The following is an 18642-nucleotide window of genomic DNA, read 5'->3' as shown; positions in this document are numbered from 1 at the left end:
ATGGGCACTTTCAAGCTCAAGGGTAACGTCCATGCGCGTTCTGTCATTGATGATGGGTCTTACGACGCTGGCCGCCAGTACGGTGTTCTGCGCCAGCGCGATGGCGAATGAAGAAAGTCAGTTGGTACAACAGATCAATGCCTACCGCAGCCAGGTGCAACGCTGCGGCGATCAGGGTTCCCAGGAGTTGCCGCCGCTGACCAGCGACGCGCGCCTGGTGCTGCCAGCCAATAACGCCGGCGACCTGCAGCAGGCGCTGGCGCGGGCTGCGTACCCGATGGTGAATGTGCAGGCCATCAGCCTGTCCGGGCCCAAGGATGCCGCTGCGGCCATGAAGGCAGTAAGCGAGAGCTTCTGCCGGGTGGTGCTGGACCCGCAATACGTCGACATCGGCGTGAGCAACACGGGCCAGGACTGGCGCATCGTGCTGGCGCGCCCGCTGCTGTCCAGCGGCCGGGGCGACTGGCAGACCGAAGGCAAGCAATTGCTCAGTCTGGTCAATGCCGCCCGCGCTCAAGCGCACCAGTGCGGCACCCAAGCGTTTACCGCCACCACCCCGCTGGCCTGGAACGACACCCTGGCCGCCGCAGCCAACGGCCACACGCGCAACATGGCCAACGGCAACTTCTTCGATCATCTGGACCATGAGGGCAGAACCCCAGGTGACCGTGCGGAACTGGCCGGCTATACCGCCAAATCCATTGGGGAAAACATCGCCGCCGGCCTGGATACTCCGCGCAAGGTGGTGGACGGCTGGCTCGCCAGCCCCGGCCATTGCGCCAACCTGATGAACCCGCAGTTTCGCGAACTGGGCGCGGCCTATGCCATGGACCCCAAGAGCGATGCGGGCATCTATTGGACCGCCATGTTCGGCACTCCGCAGCAATAGAGGGTGGTTGACCGCCCTCGTCGCCCCTCAAACGAATAGAGCATCAAAATGCCATCTCGTGGATAATCCGCTGAACTGGCGGCGGGCATTCCGGTCTGTAGCTTGGCAGCCTGGGCACTCCAGGCGACGACAGACTGTGGCAAACAAGGTGTGACCCCAATGATGAATTGGCTGCAAAGCAGCAGCGACATGGCCGAACAGGTTCGTCAGCATGATTGGGCAAGTACGCCCCTGGGGCCATTGGAGCAGTGGCCAGATGTCTTGAAGACCACCGTTGCGCTGTGTTTCGCGTCGAGTTTCCCTCAGGCAATCGTCTGGGGGCCGCAAATGATCACGCTCTACAACGATGCGTTTATTCCGATCCTGGGTAACAAGCCCTACGCTCTGGGCCGTCCTTTCAGCGAAATCTGGAGCGAGGTGTGGGACGAAGTGCGTCCCATCGCCAGCGCGGCCTTCGAAGGGCACGCCACCTATATCGAGAATTTCCCGCTGGTGATCAAACGCGGGCCCGCACCGGAACAGGCGTACTTCACGTTCTGCTACAGCCCGATCCGCGATCCGCGAGGCAAAGTGGTCGGCATGCTCGATACCGTCACCGAAACCACCGCCACGGTGTTTCACGCGCGCCGCCTGGCGTTGCTGGACGCCATCGGCAACGCGGTGGCCAACGCCAACGACGCCCAGGCGATCATGACTGACACCACCCGCCTGCTGGCCGAGCACTTGCAGGTGAGCAATTGCGCCTACGCCGATATGGATGCCGATGAAGACGGCTTCACCATCCGCGACAACTGGACCGCCCCCGGCTCGCCGAGCATTATCGGTCGTTATAGCCTAGCGGCGTTTGGCGAACGCGCGGTTAAGTGCCTACGCGCCGGTGAGCCGCTGGTGATCCACAACAACTTGCGCGAACTGCCGCCCCACGAGGCCGAGCAATTCCAGACGCTGGGGGTGACCGCCACCATCTGCATGCCGCTGATCCGCAACGGCCGTCTTACCGCCCTGATGGCGGTGCATGACAAAGTTGCGCGGCCGTGGTCGCACTACGACCTGGCGGTGCTGCGGGAAGTCACCGAGCGCTCCTGGGCCTATATCGAGCGCGTGCGTGCCGACGCCGATGTGCGCGCCGGCCTGGCCGCCTACGCCGAACTCAACACCACCCTGGAGCAGCGCGTCGAAGAACGCACCCTGGCGCTGGCCCAGACCGAAGCCGCCCTGCGCCAATCGCAGAAGCTGGAAGCCATCGGCCAGTTAACCGGGGGTGTGGCCCACGACTTCAATAACCTGCTGACCATCATCCGTTCCTCGGTGGATTTTCTGCGCCAGCCAGGGCTCTCTGAAGAACGCCGCCAGCGTTACATGAGCGCGGTCTCGGACACCGTCGAGCGCGCCAGCAAGTTGACCAGCCAGTTGCTCGCCTTCGCCCGGCGCCAGCCGCTGAACCCGGAAGTCTTCGACGTCGGCCAGCGCGTGCAAAATATCGGCGAAATGCTCGAAAGCGTCACCGGTGCGCGCATCCAGGTGCGGGTGGAGTTACCGACGCAGCCGTGTTTTGCGCGGATAGATTCAAGCCAGTTCGAAACCGCACTGATCAACATCGCCCTCAATGCGCGGGACGCCATGGACGGCCACGGCACCCTCACCTTGCGGCTGACCGGTCAACAGCCCCTGCCGCGCATACGCGGCGAGGCCGGTTCGCGCCAGCCGCATATCGCCATTGCCCTGGCCGACACCGGCCCCGGCATTCCCGGCGACACCGTCGAGCGCATTTTCGAACCGTTTTTTACCACCAAGGCCGTGGGCAAAGGCACGGGGCTGGGGCTGTCCCAAGTATTCGGCTTCGCCAAGCAGTCGGGAGGCAATATCGATGTAGCCAGCACCCTGGGCCAGGGCTCGGTGTTTACCCTGTACCTGCCGCAGGTCGCGGCCCAGGACTCGGCACAACACCGCCCACAGGACGAACCGACGCCTGTCCATGACACCACGCAGTGCCATGTGCTGATCGTGGAAGACAATCTGGAGGTGGGGCGCTTTGCCAGCCAGATCCTGCAGGATCTGGGCTACCAGACCACGTGGGCTACCGATGCCGAACACGCCCTGCGCCTGGCGGGTCCGCAGGCGTTGGCCTTCGATGCGGTTTTTTCGGACGTGGTGATGCCTGGCATGACCGGCGTGGCCATGGCCAAGGAGCTGCGCCAACGTCGCGCCGACCTGCCGGTGGTATTGACCTCCGGCTACAGCGAGGAGCTGGCTGACAGTGGCTACGAAGGCTTTGAATTCCTGCCCAAGCCCTACTCGGCCGATCAGGTCTCACGGGTACTGATCAAGGCGATACTCCGGGACTAAGAGGCGCCTTACTCCGCCAGCGCCACCTGGTTACGTCCCTGGGCCTTGGCCCGATACAGCGCTTTATCCGCCATGTTCATCAGGCCGTGCAGGTCTTGGTCGTGATCATGGGTGGAGGCTACACCGAGACTGGCCGACAAGCCCTTGACCGGCTCGGCGGCCAACCCGGAAATCGCCTTGATCAGTTGTTCGGCAATCGCACGCGCGGTTTCCAAGGACGTATTGGGCAGCAACACCGCAAATTCTTCGCCGCCCAGCCGGCCATACACGTCGGCCTGACGGAACGAGGCACTGATCACCCCGCCGATCTGGCGCAACACCTGATCGCCGGCCTGGTGGCCGTAGGTGTCGTTGATCTGTTTGAAGTGATCCATGTCCATCATCAGCGCACACAACGGTTGCTGGTTGTGTCGGCATTGCGCGTACAGCACCTGGGCACGCTCGAAAAATGCACGGCGGTTCATCAGCCCGGTCAATTCATCGGTTTGTGCGGCGCGGGTAGAGATGGAGTGGGCACGCTCCATTTGCCGGGTCAGGCGAAAGGCCTTCTCCAGGGCCCCGGACAATTTGCGCGTGGCGCTGAACACAAAGGTGGAAAACACCAGGACCGCGATAGCAATCCCTACTTGCATTGACGAGGGCTGCCACAACAGCCAGAGGGTGCACGGCATCAGCACCAGGCTGATGGACGCCACGGTCATGGCGCGATAAGCCGAATAACACGACACCGCGCTGACTGACATGCCCACCGTAAACAGCATGACCAACACCTGGGACAGCCGGTCATCGGTGGGAATCAGCGCAAATGCGCCGCCTCCCCAGATGCTGGCCGAGAGCACCAGCGTAATCCAGTAACGCCGTTCCCAGCGCTCCGGCGTGCGCTCGCTGTAGGGGCAACGGAACCATTCCATGAACATCTTGATGCGCAGCAGTGACGAAACGCCAAGGGTCACCAGCCAGACCAGCATGATGCGCTGATCAAGACGGTCCCAGCACAGCCAGCAGAGCATGGCGGCGGCCAGGTAACTGCCCAAAATCGCCGCGAATGACTGCCGGAACAGCTGGTGCAGACGATCCGTGCGCACCTGCTCTTCGATAGTGTCATCCCGGTCCTGCCCACGCCCAAGGCCATTCATGAAATTCGCCTGATCCGACTGCCGCGACAAAGGCGCCATTGTGGCATCCTGCCAGCAATCTGAACAACTGAATCGGCCTAGTTAGAGCGGTTGTTTGAGGGGCGATGCCAAACCACGCCAGACATAACGGCAAAGGGCGATCATTGCAGATCGCCCCCCACTCGCCAGCAGCTTATGCTCAGTCCGGGCGCAGAATCAGCACGCCCAGCGGCGGCAGATTCAACGACAGCGACACCGGCTGCCCGTGACGCGGCTCCTCCTGGGTGAACACTTCACCACCGTTGCCGAAATTGGAGCCGGCGTAAGTGTCGGCGTCAGTGTTGATCAGCTCGCTCCAGCGCCCGGCAAACGGCACACCCACGGCGTATTGTTCGCGAGGCACCGGGGTAAAGTTGGCCACCACCAGCACCGGTTTGCCGTCCTTGCTCCAGCGCAGCCAGGCGTAGACGCTGTTGATCGCATCGTCACCGATCAGCCACTGGAAGCCCTGGGGCGCGTCGTCCTGTTCATGCAGGGCCGGCTCTTCGCGGTACAGGCGGTTCAGGTCGCCCACCAGTTTTTGCACACCTTGGTGTTCTTGGTATTGCAGCAGGTACCAGTCCAGTTGCTGGTCGTGGTTCCACTCGCGCCACTGGCCGAATTCGCAGCCCATAAACAGCAATTTCTTACCCGGGTGCATCCACATAAACGCCAGGTAGGCGCGCAGGTTGGCGAACTTCTGCCAACGGTCGCCGGGCATTTTGTCGATCAACGAATGTTTGCCGTGCACTACTTCATCATGGGAGATCGGCAGGATAAATCGCTCGGACCAGGCATACACCAGGCCGAAACTCAGCTCATTGTGGTGATGGGCGCGGTACACCGGGTCCTGCTGGATGTAATGCAGCGAATCGTGCATCCAGCCCATGTTCCATTTGTAGTTGAAGCCCAGGCCGCCTTGCTGGGTTGGCTGGCTGACGCCGGGCCAGGCGGTGGATTCTTCAGCGATCACCAGGGCGCCCGGCGCCTCCAGCGCCACCACATCGTTCAAATGGCGCAGAAAATCGATGGCTTCCAAGTTCTCGCGACCGCCATGGCGGTTAGGCACCCATTCGCCGGCTTTGCGCGAATAGTCGCGGTAGAGCATCGATGCCACCGCATCCACCCGCAGGCCATCGACATGGAAGTGCTTGAGCCAGTGCAGTGCTGAGGCCAGCATAAAGCCGTGCACCTCGGTGCGGCCCAGGTTGTAGATCAGCGTATCCCAGTCCTGATGGAAGCCTTCCAGCGGGTTGGCGTATTCGTACAGCGCGGTGCCGTCGAACTGAGCCAGGCCGTGAGTATCCGTGGGAAAGTGCGCCGGCACCCAGTCGAGGATCACACCGATATCGGCCTGATGGCAGGCGTTGACGAAGTAGGCAAAGTCTTCGGGCGAGCCGAAGCGCGCACTTGGGGCGAACTGCGACAGGGCCTGATACCCCCAGGACCCTCCAAATGGGTGTTCCATGATCGGCATCAGCTCGATATGAGTGAAGCCCAGTTGCTGCACATAGGGAATCAAGCGCTCGGCCAATTCGCGCCAACCGTACTGGCGGGCCACTTCACCCGCCTCGTCCAGCTCGCATTGCCAGGAGCCGACGTGCAGCTCATAGATCGACAACGGCGCGGTGGACTTCTGCTTGTCGGCGCGAGCCTGCATCCAATCGTGGTCCTGCCAGTCAACTTGCAACGGCGCAGCGACTTTCGAGGCGGTGTCCGGTGGCAGTTGGGTGGCCAGCGCCATAGGGTCGGCCTTGAGCGGCAAAATGCCGTGGGCGCCGAGAATCTCGTATTTGTAAGCGGCACCCGGTTGCAGGCGTGGGATAAAGATCTCCCACACACCGGAAGGATGGCGCAGGCGCATCGGATGCCGACGGCCGTCCCAAATATTGAAGTCGCCCACCACCGACACACGCCGTGCGTTTGGCGCCCACACGGCAAAACGCACGCCCTGCACGCCGTCGACGCTGGTGACCTGAGCGCCCAGGCAACTGCCCAGGTCGCGGTGATTGCCCTCGGCGAACAGGTACAGATCCATCTCGCCCAGCAGCAATTGGCTAAAGCTGTAGGGATCTTCGGTGATCTGCTCACCGCCGGCCCACTGGATCTTCAATAAGTAAGGCTGGCGCGTCGCAAAGTGCCCGACAAACAAACCCGGCACTTGGGTCGCGTCGAGGCTACCGAGGGTTTCGCCGCCATCGCGGCTCAACACCTGCACGCTCAACGCCTCGGGCAGGAACGCGCGAATGAATTGGCCGCCCTGCTCGTCGTCATGGGGACCGAGAATCGAAAACGGGTCGTGGTGCTCGGCGCGCACCAGCGCTTCGACGTCCTTGGACGCCGGCATTGCAGTCAACTTAGGCTGCAGCGGTTCTTTATGTGTATAGCTCATGACGTCTCCCCACCGCGTGCAGTTTTGGATATAGGTGTAAGCCCGCTCAACAGGCCGTGCAGCCCTTGCAGGGGCACCGGCAACCAGGTCGGGCGGTTTTCCGCTTCGTAGGCCACTTCATACGCAGCCTTCTCCAGGCTGAACAACGTCAGCGCGGCGTCCTGGCCGTTGGCGTCCTGCCAGTCATGCGCCAGTGTAGACGTAGCTTGCTGATAAGCCTGGATAAATGCCTGGCGCGCCTCCTTCACATAGCGCTCGGTAACCCGTCGGCGTGCCTGCTCGGCTTGCGGCGACTGATCCACGCCTTGCAGATTCAAGGCCATGGCCGCTGCATAGTCGAAAGAACGCAGCACCCCGCTGACATCTTTGTACGGGCTGTGCTTGCCCCGTCGCTCATGCAGCGGTCGCGCCGGCTCGCCTTCGAAGTCGATCAAATAGGCATCGCCCTTGACCACCAGAACCTGCCCAAGGTGCAGATCGCCATGGACGCGAATGCGCAAGCCGCCCAAGGTGGCCTTCGCCAGGCCGTTCACATGGGCGGCAATGGCTTTTTTCTGCGCCAGCAATTCACTGACCAGCGCCTGATCGGCAGGGTTCAATTGGGTTTGATGCAGTTCCAGCAGTTGCAGCGCGCGGGTGATCTGCGCGCCCACATCCTTGGCCCATGCCTGGGTGTCTTTGACACCGGTGACTTCGGGCTTGAAGTCTTTATTGGCGGTGGTGGCACCCAGCACTTGGTGCATTTCCCCCAGGCGCTGGCCGAGCAGCGCGGCGAAATCGGCCAGCTCACCCAAGGCGTTGTAGTGCTGTTCCTGTTCGGACAGGGCTTCGGCCAGTTCGTCGCGGATTGCCCGTTCCAGATTGTTCTGGGTCCACGTCCAGGCATCGCCCTGATTGCTCAGGTAGCCCTGGGCTATCATCAGCAGATTGTCCTGGCCCTCGCTGTCATGACGCACCACTGCGCCCATCAACGGCGAGATATTGGCGTAACCGGCTGCGGTGAGGTACGCGCTCATCTCCAGTTCCGGATGCACACCGGCGCTGACTTTACGGATCAACTTGAGCACCAGGCTCTCACCCACCACCACCGAGCTGTTGGACTGCTCGGCGGACAGATAACGCACCGGGGACTCGTCGTTCAGTTGCAACGCAGCCAAGTGTTCGGTGGCGTCGAAACGCAACTCGCCGTCGCTGCTGGCCAAACGCGTGCCGGCTTGCAAGCCCTGGATCACCGCGCGAATAAAAGGCTCAAGGCTGAACGCGTCAGTCACCAAACCCACCTGGCGCGCTCGGCGTACGCGGGCCATGGCCAGTTGCTGGGGCAAGGCGCTGGTGAACTGGTCTTCGCCGAGGAAGCCGAACGGCAACTGATAACGACTGACCTGCCCACCGGCACTCACTTCCAGTTCGCTGAGCAACACTGGATGCTCGGCGTCGCCGAACCGCACGCCATAAGCAATCCGCACGCTGTCGATGGCTGTGTCCTTGCCGGCGAACCAGCGCCGCTTGGGCAGCCAGGCCGGCAGTGAGGTCTGTTCCAGGGTGGTGCGGCAAGGTGCTTCGAGCAGTTCTTCCATGCGTTTTTTCAATACCAATGTGGTGAAGTCGGGCATGCTTTGTGCCGGTTCCACATGCCAGCTGGGCATCTGGTTTTCCGCCGCCAGCACAAACCAATAGAAACCGTAAGGCGCCAGGGTCAGCAGGAAATTCAGCTGACCAATAGGCGGGAAGGCATTGCCGCCGAGCATCTCCACGGGAACCATGCCGGCAAAGGACGAAAGGTCCAGCTCGGCCGCCTGGGCGCTACGCGACACGTTGGCCACGCACAAAATGATCTCCGTGCGGCCATCGGCACCGGTGTATTCGCGGGTATAAGCCAGAATGCGCCGATTGGCCGGCGAGAGCATTTTCAGGCTGCCGCGACCGAACGCTTTGGACTGCTTGCGCACTGCGAGCATGCGCCGGGTCCAGTTGAGCAATGAGTGCGGGTCCTGGGTCTGGGTTTCCACATTCACCGACTGGTAGCCGTAGAGCGGGTCCATGATCGGCGGCAGCACCAGGCTGGCCGGATCGGCGCGGGAGAAACCGCCGTTGCGGTCGATGGACCACTGCATCGGTGTGCGCACGCCATCACGGTCGCCCAGGTAGATGTTGTCGCCCATGCCGATTTCATCGCCGTAGTACAAGGTGGGCGTACCCGGCATCGACAGCAGCAGGCTGTTGAGCAACTCTACGCGGCGACGGTCACGCTCCAGCAGCGGCGCCAGACGGCGGCGGATACCCAGGTTGATCCGCGCGCGACGGTCGGCGGCGTAGTAATTCCACAGGTAGTCGCGCTCTTTGTCGGTAACCATTTCCAAGGTCAATTCATCGTGGTTGCGCAGGAAGATCGCCCATTGGCAATTGGCGGGGATCTCCGGGGTCTGGCGCAAGATATCGGTGATGGGAAAGCGATCTTCCTGGGCCAGGGCCATGTACATGCGCGGCATCAACGGGAAGTGAAAGGCCATATGGCATTCGTCGCCGTCATCGCCCTTCTTGTCACCGAAATACAGTTGGGTGTCTTCCGGCCACTGGTTGGCTTCGGCCAGCAGCATGCGGTCGGGGTAATTGGCGTCAATCTCGGCACGGATTTGCTTGAGTACCCCGTGGGTTTCTTCAAGGTTCTCGTTGTTAGTGCCGTCGCGTTCGATCAGGTACGGGATGGCGTCCAAGCGCAGGCCGTCGATGCCCATGTCCAGCCAGTAGCGCATCACTTCGAGCACCGCTTTCATGACCTGCGGATTATCGAAGTTGAGGTCGGGCTGGTGGGAATAAAAGCGATGCCAGAAGTACTGGCCGGCGACCGGGTCCCAGGTCCAGTTGGATTTTTCGGTGTCGAGGAAAATGATGCGGGTGCCGTCGTACTTCTGGTCGTCATCGGACCACACATAGAAATCCCGCGCCGCCGAACCGGGCTTGGCCTTGCGTGCGCGCTGGAACCAGGGGTGCTGGTCGGATGTATGGTTGATCACCAGTTCGGTGATCACTCGCAGGCCACGTTTGTGTGCTTCGGCGATAAAGCGCTTGGCGTCGGCCATGGTGCCGTAGTCGCTGTGGACGCCGCGATAGTCGGCGATGTCATAGCCGTCGTCGCGGCGTGGTGACGGGTAGAACGGCAGCAGCCAGATGGTGTTCACGCCCAGGTCGGCGATGTAGTCGAGCTTGGCGATCAACCCAGGAAAATCGCCGATACCGTCATTATTGGAGTCGAAAAAGGATTTGACGTGAACCTGATAGATCACCGCGTCCTTGTACCAGAGCGGGTCTTTGATAAAGATGGCAGCCTTGGGTTTCTTCGCCATTGGACACTCCTGAAACACTCGATAAATCGTGCAGACTCAATGTCGGAGGGGGGGTGCCCCCTCTTCCCCATCAGGTGGTAATGCGCCAGATCCCGAACGGCATCTGCGGTTCCAGGCGCGTCCACTGGGTCTTGCCGTACCAGGTCCAACGATGGCCGTTCATCAGGTCTTCGCCCTGGGTTTGGGCATCGTCCGGCAGGCCCATCTCCCACAAGGGCAGTTCGAAATGAGCTTCCTGGGCGTTAAAAGGGTCCAGGTTGACCGCCACCAGAATGAAGTTGCTGCCGTCCTCGCTGCGCTTGCCGAAGTAGAGGATGTTGTCGTTCCACGCGTTGTAGATCTTCAAGCCCAAGTGCGTATGCAGCGCCGGGTTCTGGCGGCGGATGCGGTTGAGCTGGGCGATCTCGGCAATGATGTTGCCGGGCGCAGTGAAGTCGCGGGGGCGGATCTCGTATTTCTCCGAGTCCAGGTATTCCTCTTTGCCCGGCACCGGCGCGGCTTCGCACAGTTCAAACCCTGAATACATACCCCACAGGCCCGAGCCCATGGTCGCCAGCGCGGCGCGGATCAAAAAGCCCGGGCGTCCGGATTGATGCAGGAACGCGGGGTTGATGTCCGGCGTGTTGACGAAAAAGTTCGGGCGGTAGCACTCGCGCCACGGCGACTGGTTGAGCTGGGTGAAATACTCGCTCAACTCAGCCTTGGTATTGCGCCAGGTGAAGTAGGTGTAGCTCTGGGAATAGCCGACCTTGCCCAGGCGCGCCATCATTGCCGGAGTGGTAAAGGCTTCGGCGAGGAAGATCACCTCAGGGTACTTGGAACGCACATCGCTGATCAGCCATTGCCAGAACGGCAGCGGTTTGGTGTGGGGGTTGTCGACGCGAAAGGTCTTCACGCCCTCTTCCACCCAGCCAACCACGATGTCGCGCAGCTCGGTCCACAGGCCAGGGATCGCATCGGCGGCATAAAAGTCGACGTTGACGATGTCCTGATATTTCTTCGGCGGGTTTTCTGCGTATTTGATCGTGCCGTCCGGGCGCCAGTTGAACCAGCCCGGATGCTCCTTGAGCCACGGATGGTCCTGGGAGCACTGAATGGCAAAGTCCAGCGCGATTTCCAAGCCATGGTCGGCAGCGGCCTTGACCAGGCGGCGGAAGTCATCGCGGCTGCCCAACTGCGGGTGAATGGCTTCGTGACCGCCCTCCTCGCTGCCGATGGCGTACGGGCTGCCGGGGTCGTCCGGGCCGGCGGTGAGCGAGTTGTTCCGGCCTTTGCGATGGCTACGGCCGATGGGGTGGATCGGCGGGAAGTACAGCACATCGAAGCCCATGTCGTGGATCATCGACAGCCGCGCGTGTACATCGTTAAAGGTGCCGTGGCGTGCCGGATCATCGGTGATCGAACGGGGAAACAACTCGTACCAGCTGGCGAACTGCGCACGTTCGCGCTCGACGTCAATCGGGTACACCGTGCTGATGCTCAGGTAGGCGCGGTGGTCGGCCTGGGTCATCAGATGCGCACTGTCTTCGTGCAGAAACAACGCCACCTGCTCGGTTTCCAGCAGGCCGGACAGTTCGTGGTGCAACAGCATCAGGCGGTCGCGCAGCTCGTTGTCGCTACGCTCGGCGGCTTGCAGCACCAGGCTGCGACCTTCCTGCAACTCCAGGCTGACCGGAACGCCGGCTTCGTGTTTTTTGCGCAATTCGTAGCAGAAGCTGGCGAAGGTATCGATCCAGGCTTCGATGCAGTATTCATGAGGCCCCTGATGGGCCACCGTGAACGCGCCTTCCCAACCGTTGTTGCCAACATCGGTCATGACCACGCTGTGCCAGCTTTCGTCGCGCAGCGGGCGCCAGCGGATCAATACGGCCAATTTGTCATGGCCATCGGCAAACACTTTGCTGGTGACATTAATGCGCTGGCCTATCACCGCCTTGACCGCGAATTCGCCGCCGTCAATCACGGGGCTGGTGCTTTCGATCGCGATCCGGGGCAATAGCAGTGCCTGGGACAGCGGCAGTACGGCAGTGTCTGGAACCTGTGTTTCAGCAGTCATCGAGCATCTTCCCCTTACGCCCAGTGGACGCCCTTTGCTAGATCCGAATCCAATACGCCAGCACTCTCCCTGAGCGTCGACGCATAAGGTCCGAGCCTGTGCCTGGGTTAAAAGTTCAGGTGGATATGCCGCCATTGAGCGGGAATCAAATGCCCCGTGGGAATGTCCACCGCTAGAGCAAAGCACAAAGGAGGCCACACCGATGAATATCCCGATCCCGGCTGAAACCCCGGACCCGAATATCGACCAGCCGACCCTGCCCCCTACGGAACCGCCAACGGTTCCGGAGCAGGAGCCGCCGGATAACGAGCCACCTGCGGTCGAAGAACCGCCAAAGACCATGCCACCGGTCATCGTCTAAACCACGAGCAGGTTTTGAGGTTCGCTCAAGAGGCGCCCAGCCAATTGAGCGGACCACACATATCTCTGATACGTCCTACATATCCTAGAAAAAAAGCCTAAAACCGACTGTGGGGTTCATACCTAAACTCGTTCGCGCGCAGGCGCCCAATCCAGTTCCTTGGAATAGGGCCCTTAAACCTTTCACGCGAGGACACCTTATGTTGACCATCCCCCCACAATGGGCTAACCGCCCTACTGCCTCCCAACCCGCGCACGCCAGCGCCTCGCCCGCCCAGCTCACGCCCGAGCGCCTGAATGCGTTACTCAGGTCAGGCCCGAGGTGGTCCGCCTCGGCCAAGCCACCGGAACCAACACGCCCCTCCCCGGCGGCGACCGCACCCGGCCCTGCATTGCCCTCGGCACCGGAGGCAAAGCTCACTGAAGACCTCAGTGACCTCAACACCGCGTTGACCCAAGACAACATCAACCAGATGGTGCGCGATCCCGATGCAGAGTCCTCCCGCGCCCTCATCGCGCGCACCCGCGCGCTGTTGACACCGGCCAATATGCGCACGATGTTGGGCGGCCCTAATGCCTCAACGAACGCCGCCACCCTTGAAGGCCTCAGGCAACGCCTCGGCAAACAAGTCCTCACCGAGACCCAGCAGTCAGCCAGCAACGATGCGGAACAGGAATTGATCGACCAAATGAAGCTGCATCTTCTGGAAAACCTTGGAAAAATCTACGACGGCGGCCTCGGGACTGACGAAATTCTCAAGGACTACAACATGTCGCGCAAGCACATAGACGCCATTAAACGCGACCAGTCCGCCAGGGAAGCCAGCGTCCGCACGCTGTACGATATCGGCGGCTCTCTGAGCAAAGAAAAGCTCTCCGCGTTGCGCACCCCCGAACCTGCGTCCGCCACTGCGCAGGTAGCCGAGCGTCTCACTCGCCAGCGCAACACCTATCGCTTCAATGCGCTCAGTGATTCGCGACTTGATGCGCCTCGCGAGATCTCAGGATTCATGGCCGGCGACAAACTGGACCTGTCGGGTATTCGCAACCAATTGAACAAACCGCTGCAAAGGGTCGAACGTTTCTCCGGGGCCAGCGCAGAAATGCAGATCCACTACCTGCCCAGCACCGGCACCAGCGTGATCGCCGTTTCCGGCAACCCAGGCGAGCCGCCGTTTGTGCTTAAGGTTTTCGGTCAGGTGCGGTACAGCGATATCGTGTCCTGAGACGCCGCATAGGGTCAGGCATCCTTATCCAACCACTTGATGATCCTAGGCATTACGCTGAACACCACCAGCGCCAGCAACGTACTCAACACCGCCGTGGATTCACGCCCCATGCCCGCCGCCACACCGATGGCGGCGGTCATCCATAGCCCGGCGGCGGTGGTCAAGCCTTTGACGTGCTGACCCTCTTCGTCTTCCTTACCTTTAAGAATAGTGCCGGCGCCGAGGAAACCAATCCCGGCAATCACCCCCTGCACCACCCGGCTCATGGCATCGGCCTGGTTGCCGGACATCTGCGGCACCAATACAAACAGCGCCGCGCCCATCGCCACCAGCATATGGGTGCGCACCCCGGCGGCCTTGCCCTTGTGCTCCCGTTCAAAACCGAGGATCCCGCCCAGCAGCGCAGCGATCAGCAGACGCACGGTGATCTGCGTGAGCTGTCTGGCATCGCCGAGATCGGCGAATTCGGCCTGCAGGGTCACCCATACTTCGTGCCACCAAGCGTCCATAAACCCTGTCCTTTGTTGAGATGGATAATGGGTTGACAACGGCGACCGTCAGTCAGTTGCCTGGAACACCGCGCCTGTGCATGCGCCCTAACGTTTATCAGCCTGATAAAGAGGAGAGCGCCATGCCAATCCGTATCGAAAACCGCACCTGTTTCTTCAAGGTCAACGATGAGGGCCGGGAATACAGCCTGCCCGCCGCTGAAGTCACCGTCAGCACTGACGTCCCCAGAGCCATGTCCTATGTGGACGTGGGCGCCGAGCGTGTCTACATCACCGAGCAGGAAGCCGATGCCCTCACCGTGGCCGGCGCCATCGATGGGCGTCAGCACAAGAAGGTCACCACGCCGGATTCGGCGATTTGACTGATCTGTATCTATTGACGCAGCACAAGCCTGCACCCCGAAGGCGACGGGGTGCAGCACAATGTCGCAGGGCCACGGCTGCAAACAATCTGATCCGGTTTTTATCGTCATAGCTGAGTCTGTTATGCAAACAGCTCGCCGCGCATAGTCCATTGGCCTGATGGAGGCTGATGAGCGAACGACCATGAGCGAACGAATCCCCACCGTGGAAATCTTTGAGCCCGTGCACCCAAAGAAGGTGAAGGCCAAATCCAGCGACACCCTGATCCATACCCGCAGTTTCACCGGCTTGTTCCGCACCTTGCGTGTGCTGGGCGCAGGCTTTCTGTTCCTGGCCTTTTTCGGCACCGTGTGGCTGAACTGGGGCGGTCGGCAAGCCGTGCTGTGGGACTTGGCTGAAAGCAAGTTCCACATCTTCGGCGCGACGTTCTGGCCCCAGGACTTCATCCTGTTGTCGGCGCTGTTGATCATCTGTGCCTTCGGCCTGTTTGCCATTACGGTCTTCGCCGGCCGCGTCTGGTGCGGCTACACCTGCCCGCAAAGCTCGTTCACCTGGCTGTTTATGTGGTGTGAAAAGGTCACCGAGGGCGAACGCAACCAACGCATCAAGCTGCAAGCGGCACCGTGGAGCCTCAACAAACTGGCGCGGCGCTCGGCCAAGCACACGCTGTGGCTGGGCATCAGCGTGCTGACCGGGCTGACGTTTGTCGGTTACTTCACCCCCATTCGCCCCCTCGCGGCGGAACTGCTGACCTGGCAAATCGGCGGCGTCAGCCTGTTCTGGGTGCTGTTTTTCACCGCCGCCACCTACCTCAATGCCGGTTGGTTGCGCGAAGCGGTGTGCATGCACATGTGCCCTTACGCACGGTTCCAGAGTGTGATGTTCGATAAAGACACCCTCACTATCTCTTACGACGCCGCCCGTGGCGAACACCGTGGGCCGCGCAAACGCGAGGTTAAACCGGCTGACGTCGGCCTGGGCGATTGCATCGATTGCCAGCTGTGCGTACAGGTGTGCCCGACCGGTATCGACATCCGCGACGGCCTGCAAATGGAGTGCATCGGCTGCGCGGCGTGTGTCGATGCCTGCGATTCGATCATGGACAAGATGGGCTACGCGCGCGGTTTGGTGCGCTACACCAGCGAACATCAACTGCAAGGCGGCAAGACTCACCTGCTAAGGCCGCGACTGATCGGCTACAGTGCCGTGCTGTTGGTGATGATCGCCGCGCTGGTGGTGGCCTTGGTGCAACGGCCGATGGTGTCGCTGGACGTGACCAAGGACCGGGGCATGTTTCGCGAAAACAGCCAGGGCTCGATTGAAAACATCTACAGTCTCAAGGTCATCAACAAGACCCAGCAGCGCCAGGATTATCGGCTGGAGCTGGTAGAGGCCGAAGGTTTCCAATTGCAAGGCAAGACCGGGATCACCCTGGCGCCAGGGGAAATCGTGGATGTACCGGTGTCGGTGGCACTGCTGGCGGATAAACCGGCGAGCAGTTCGCAGACACTGCGCTTCAAAGTGACGGATGTGGACGAGCCGTGGGTGTACAGCGAGGCCGAGAGCCGCTTCGTCGCACCGCTCAACCGCTGATACTTGGCTATCGAAAACGATGAAAGCCCAATGTGGGAGGGGGCTTGCCCCCGATGGTATCTCTCCTACAAAAACCTGTGTTTAAGGCCGCTATGAAACGCTACGAAAAATTCGCCGACGACATCGCTGAACTGATCCGCTCCGGCGTCCTCGGCCCCGGCCAACGCGTGCCGTCGGTGCGCTACGCGAGCCAGACCTACGGCGTCAGCCCATCCACGGTGTTCCAGGCGTATTACCTGCTGGAGCGCCGCGGGCTGATCCGCGCGCGGCCGCGCTCCGGTTACTTCGTCAACACCCATGCGCCGAGCCCGTTTTCCGAGCCGGTGGTGAGCGAACAGGTACACGAATCCACCGAGGTGGATGTGAGCGAGCTGGTGTTTTCGGTGCTCGACTCGATCAAGGACCCCACCACCGTGCCCTTCGGTTCGGCGTTCCCCAGCCCGATGCTGTTCCCGTTGCCGCGTCTGGCCCGTTCCCTGGCCAGCGCCAGCCGTGAGATGGACCCGCGCATGGTGGTCACTGACATGTCGCCGGGCAACCCACAACTGCGCCGGCAAATTGCCCTGCGCTATATGGTCGGCGGCCTGATGCTGCCTATGGAAGAGTTGCTGATCACCAACGGCGCCCTGGAAGCGCTGAACCTGTGCCTGCAGGCCGTGACCGAGCCAGGCGATTTGGTGGCCATCGAGGCTCCGGCGTTTTATGCCTGCTTGCAGGTCTTGGAGCGTTTAAAACTCAAGGCGGTGGAGATCCCGGTGCACCCGCGCGACGGCATCGATCTCAATGCCCTGGCGCAAAGCCTGGAGCGCTACCCGATCAAGGCCTGTTGGACCATGACCAGCTTCCAGAACCCCATGGGCGCCACCCTGCCTGAAGCCAAGAAACAAGCGCTGGTGGAACTGTTGCGCGGCCATCAGGTGCCCTTGATCGAAGACGATGTGTACGCCGAGTTGTACTACGGGCAGCACGCGCCCAAACCGTCCAAGGCGTTCGACACCGAGGGCCTGGTGATGCACTGCGGCTCGTTCGCCAAGAGCCTTGCACCGGGTTATCGCGTGGGCTGGGTCGCGGCAGGGCGCTATGCGCAGAAAGTCGAACGTTTGAAGCTGATGACCTCGTTGTGCCCGTCGATGCCGGCCCAGGCGGCAATTGCCGACTACCTGCAACACGGCGGCTACGACCGGCACCTGCGTAAATTGCGTTATGCGTTGGAAGAACAGCAAAGCGCCATGCTGGCCGCCATTGGCCGCTACTTCCCCGCACAAACCCGCGTCAGCCAACCGGCCGGCGGGTATTTCCTGTGGCTGGAACTGCCCGAGCAGACCGATTCGCTGAAGCTATTCCAGATGGCCCTGGCCCAAGGCATCAGCATTGCGCCGGGGCCGATTTTCTCGGCGACTCAACGTTTCAGAAATTGTATTCGCCTGAACTACGGCAGCCCGTGGACCGAGGCGTCCGAGAAAGCTATGGAAACGTTGGGGCGGATTGTGCGGTCGTTCTAAGTGATGGTGTTGCGCTTTCTGACGCCATCGGGGGCAAGCCCCCTCCCACATTTTGAGCTGTGAGTACTCTCAAGTGTGGGAGGGGGCTCGCCCCCGATGGCGTCGGTTCGGGCACTGCATCCCTAGCGCCCGCCGCCCAAATCCAGAAACGTGCCGGTGGCATAGGATGCCTTGTCCGACAGCAACCAGATAATCGCTTCGGCCACTTCATCCGGACGGCCGCCACGGGCCATGGGGATGCCAGACTCCAGTTTGCTGACCCGGTCCGGATCGCCGCTCAGGGCATGAAAGTCGGTGTAGATATAACCCGGGCGCACCGCATTGACGCGGATACCTTCGCCGGCAACTTCTTTCGACAGGCCAATGGTGAAGGTGTCGAGCGCGCCCTTGGAGGCGGCATAGTCGACATACTCACCCGGCGAACCCAGGCGTGCCGCTACCGATGACACATTGACGATACTGCCGCCCTGCCCGCCATGCCGGGGCGACATGCGCAACAGCGCATGCTTGGCACACAGAATCGGGCCGAGCACGTTGGTCTTGAGCATTTTCAGGATGCGAAACTCCGACATCTCATCCACCCGGGATTTATGCCCCACGGTGCCGGCGTTGTTCACCAGCGCAGTGACCCGGCCCAATTCGGTGTCGACACGGTGGAACAGCGCGATCACTTCGTCTTCGATACTTACGTCAGCGCGCACCGCAATCGCCTGGGCGCCGAGGGCGCGTACCTGTTCCAGCACGCGGTGGGCGGCCTCGTCGTCGGCCTGATAATTGATGCAAATACGGTAGCCCTGACGCGCAGCCAGCAAGGCCGTCTCGGCGCCAATCCCGCGACTGCCCCCGGTGATGATGACGACTTTGTCCATGCCTGCTCTCTCCTGTTTCAACCTGTAGGTTTAATG

General features: G+C 61.3%; 13 protein-coding genes. 7 read left to right on the top strand and 6 right to left on the bottom strand.

The features are described 5' to 3' along the window. Positions 1-31: 31 nt before the first annotated feature. Both YA0848_RS29565 and YA0848_RS29560 read left to right on the top strand, forming a co-directional pair. Positions 32-889, top strand: coding sequence for a CAP domain-containing protein (locus YA0848_RS29565; RefSeq protein WP_034097167.1), 858 nt, complete (start codon positions 32-34; stop codon positions 887-889). A 159-nt stretch (positions 890-1048) separates the two neighbouring features. Beyond that, positions 1049-3235 carry a GAF domain-containing hybrid sensor histidine kinase/response regulator gene (locus YA0848_RS29560; protein WP_198712479.1) on the top strand — a complete coding sequence of 729 codons (2187 nt, stop codon included), beginning with the start codon at positions 1049-1051 and terminating at the stop codon, positions 3233-3235. An 8-nt stretch (positions 3236-3243) separates the two neighbouring features. Here YA0848_RS29560 and YA0848_RS29555 read toward each other — a convergent pair whose 3' ends face one another. The 4 genes from YA0848_RS29555 to YA0848_RS29540 form a co-directional block, all read right to left on the bottom strand. Then, positions 3244-4410, bottom strand: coding sequence for a GGDEF domain-containing protein (locus tag YA0848_RS29555; RefSeq protein WP_034097164.1), 1167 nt, complete (start codon positions 4408-4410; stop codon positions 3244-3246). Between the two features lie 139 nt (positions 4411-4549). Further along, complete coding sequence (gene glgB / locus YA0848_RS29550) at positions 4550-6781, bottom strand: 1,4-alpha-glucan branching protein GlgB (protein ID WP_169903225.1); 2232 nt, start codon at positions 6779-6781, stop codon at positions 4550-4552. Then, positions 6778-10125: a maltose alpha-D-glucosyltransferase gene (gene treS / locus YA0848_RS29545; RefSeq protein ID WP_184316653.1), complete on the bottom strand. Its 3348-nt coding sequence runs from the start codon at positions 10123-10125 to the stop codon at positions 6778-6780. The genes glgB and treS overlap by 4 nt, the downstream gene beginning before the upstream one ends. 70 nt (positions 10126-10195) lie before the next feature. Next, entirely contained in the window at positions 10196-12181 is a 1986-nt protein-coding gene (locus tag YA0848_RS29540; protein ID WP_034097159.1) for an alpha-1,4-glucan--maltose-1-phosphate maltosyltransferase, read from the bottom strand. 202 nt (positions 12182-12383) lie between these two features. Here YA0848_RS29540 and YA0848_RS29535 point away from each other — a divergent pair, with 202 nt between their 5' ends. Beyond that, the gene (locus YA0848_RS29535; RefSeq protein WP_167389888.1) at positions 12384-12542 is read left to right on the top strand and encodes a hypothetical protein; all 159 of its coding nucleotides are present in this window, start codon (positions 12384-12386) and stop codon (positions 12540-12542) included. Positions 12543-12741: 199 nt separating this feature from the next. After that, positions 12742-13767, top strand: a complete 1026-nt coding sequence (locus YA0848_RS29530) for a M10 family metallopeptidase C-terminal domain-containing protein (RefSeq protein ID WP_169903223.1) — start codon at positions 12742-12744, stop codon at positions 13765-13767. Positions 13768-13781: 14 nt separating this feature from the next. Here the strand turns inward: YA0848_RS29530 and YA0848_RS29525 are convergent, their stop codons facing one another. After that, positions 13782-14279 carry an MgtC/SapB family protein gene (locus tag YA0848_RS29525; RefSeq protein ID WP_034097158.1) on the bottom strand — a complete coding sequence of 166 codons (498 nt, stop codon included), beginning with the start codon at positions 14277-14279 and terminating at the stop codon, positions 13782-13784. A 122-nt stretch (positions 14280-14401) separates the two neighbouring features. Here YA0848_RS29525 and YA0848_RS29520 point away from each other — a divergent pair, with 122 nt between their 5' ends. The 3 genes from YA0848_RS29520 (at position 14402) to mapR (ending at position 17737) form a co-directional block, all read left to right on the top strand. Continuing rightward, entirely contained in the window at positions 14402-14641 is a 240-nt protein-coding gene (locus YA0848_RS29520; protein WP_034097156.1) for a DUF3203 family protein, read from the top strand. Between the two features lie 184 nt (positions 14642-14825). Further along, positions 14826-16235, top strand: a complete 1410-nt coding sequence (gene ccoG, locus YA0848_RS29515) for a cytochrome c oxidase accessory protein CcoG (RefSeq protein ID WP_169903222.1) — start codon at positions 14826-14828, stop codon at positions 16233-16235. A gap of 92 nt (positions 16236-16327) precedes the next feature. Further along, the gene (gene mapR / locus YA0848_RS29510) at positions 16328-17737 is read left to right on the top strand and encodes a GntR family transcriptional regulator MpaR (protein ID WP_169903221.1); all 1410 of its coding nucleotides are present in this window, start codon (positions 16328-16330) and stop codon (positions 17735-17737) included. A gap of 122 nt (positions 17738-17859) precedes the next feature. Here the strand turns inward: mapR and YA0848_RS29505 are convergent, their stop codons facing one another. Further along, complete coding sequence (locus YA0848_RS29505) at positions 17860-18606, bottom strand: SDR family oxidoreductase (RefSeq protein WP_034097153.1); 747 nt, start codon at positions 18604-18606, stop codon at positions 17860-17862. Positions 18607-18642 lie beyond the last annotated feature (36 nt).

The organism is Pseudomonas sp. S4_EA_1b (assembly GCF_016307435.1).
GTDB lineage: Bacteria > Pseudomonadota > Gammaproteobacteria > Pseudomonadales > Pseudomonadaceae > Aquipseudomonas > Aquipseudomonas rhodesiae.
This window is presented reverse-complemented; position numbering and strand designations above follow the sequence as displayed.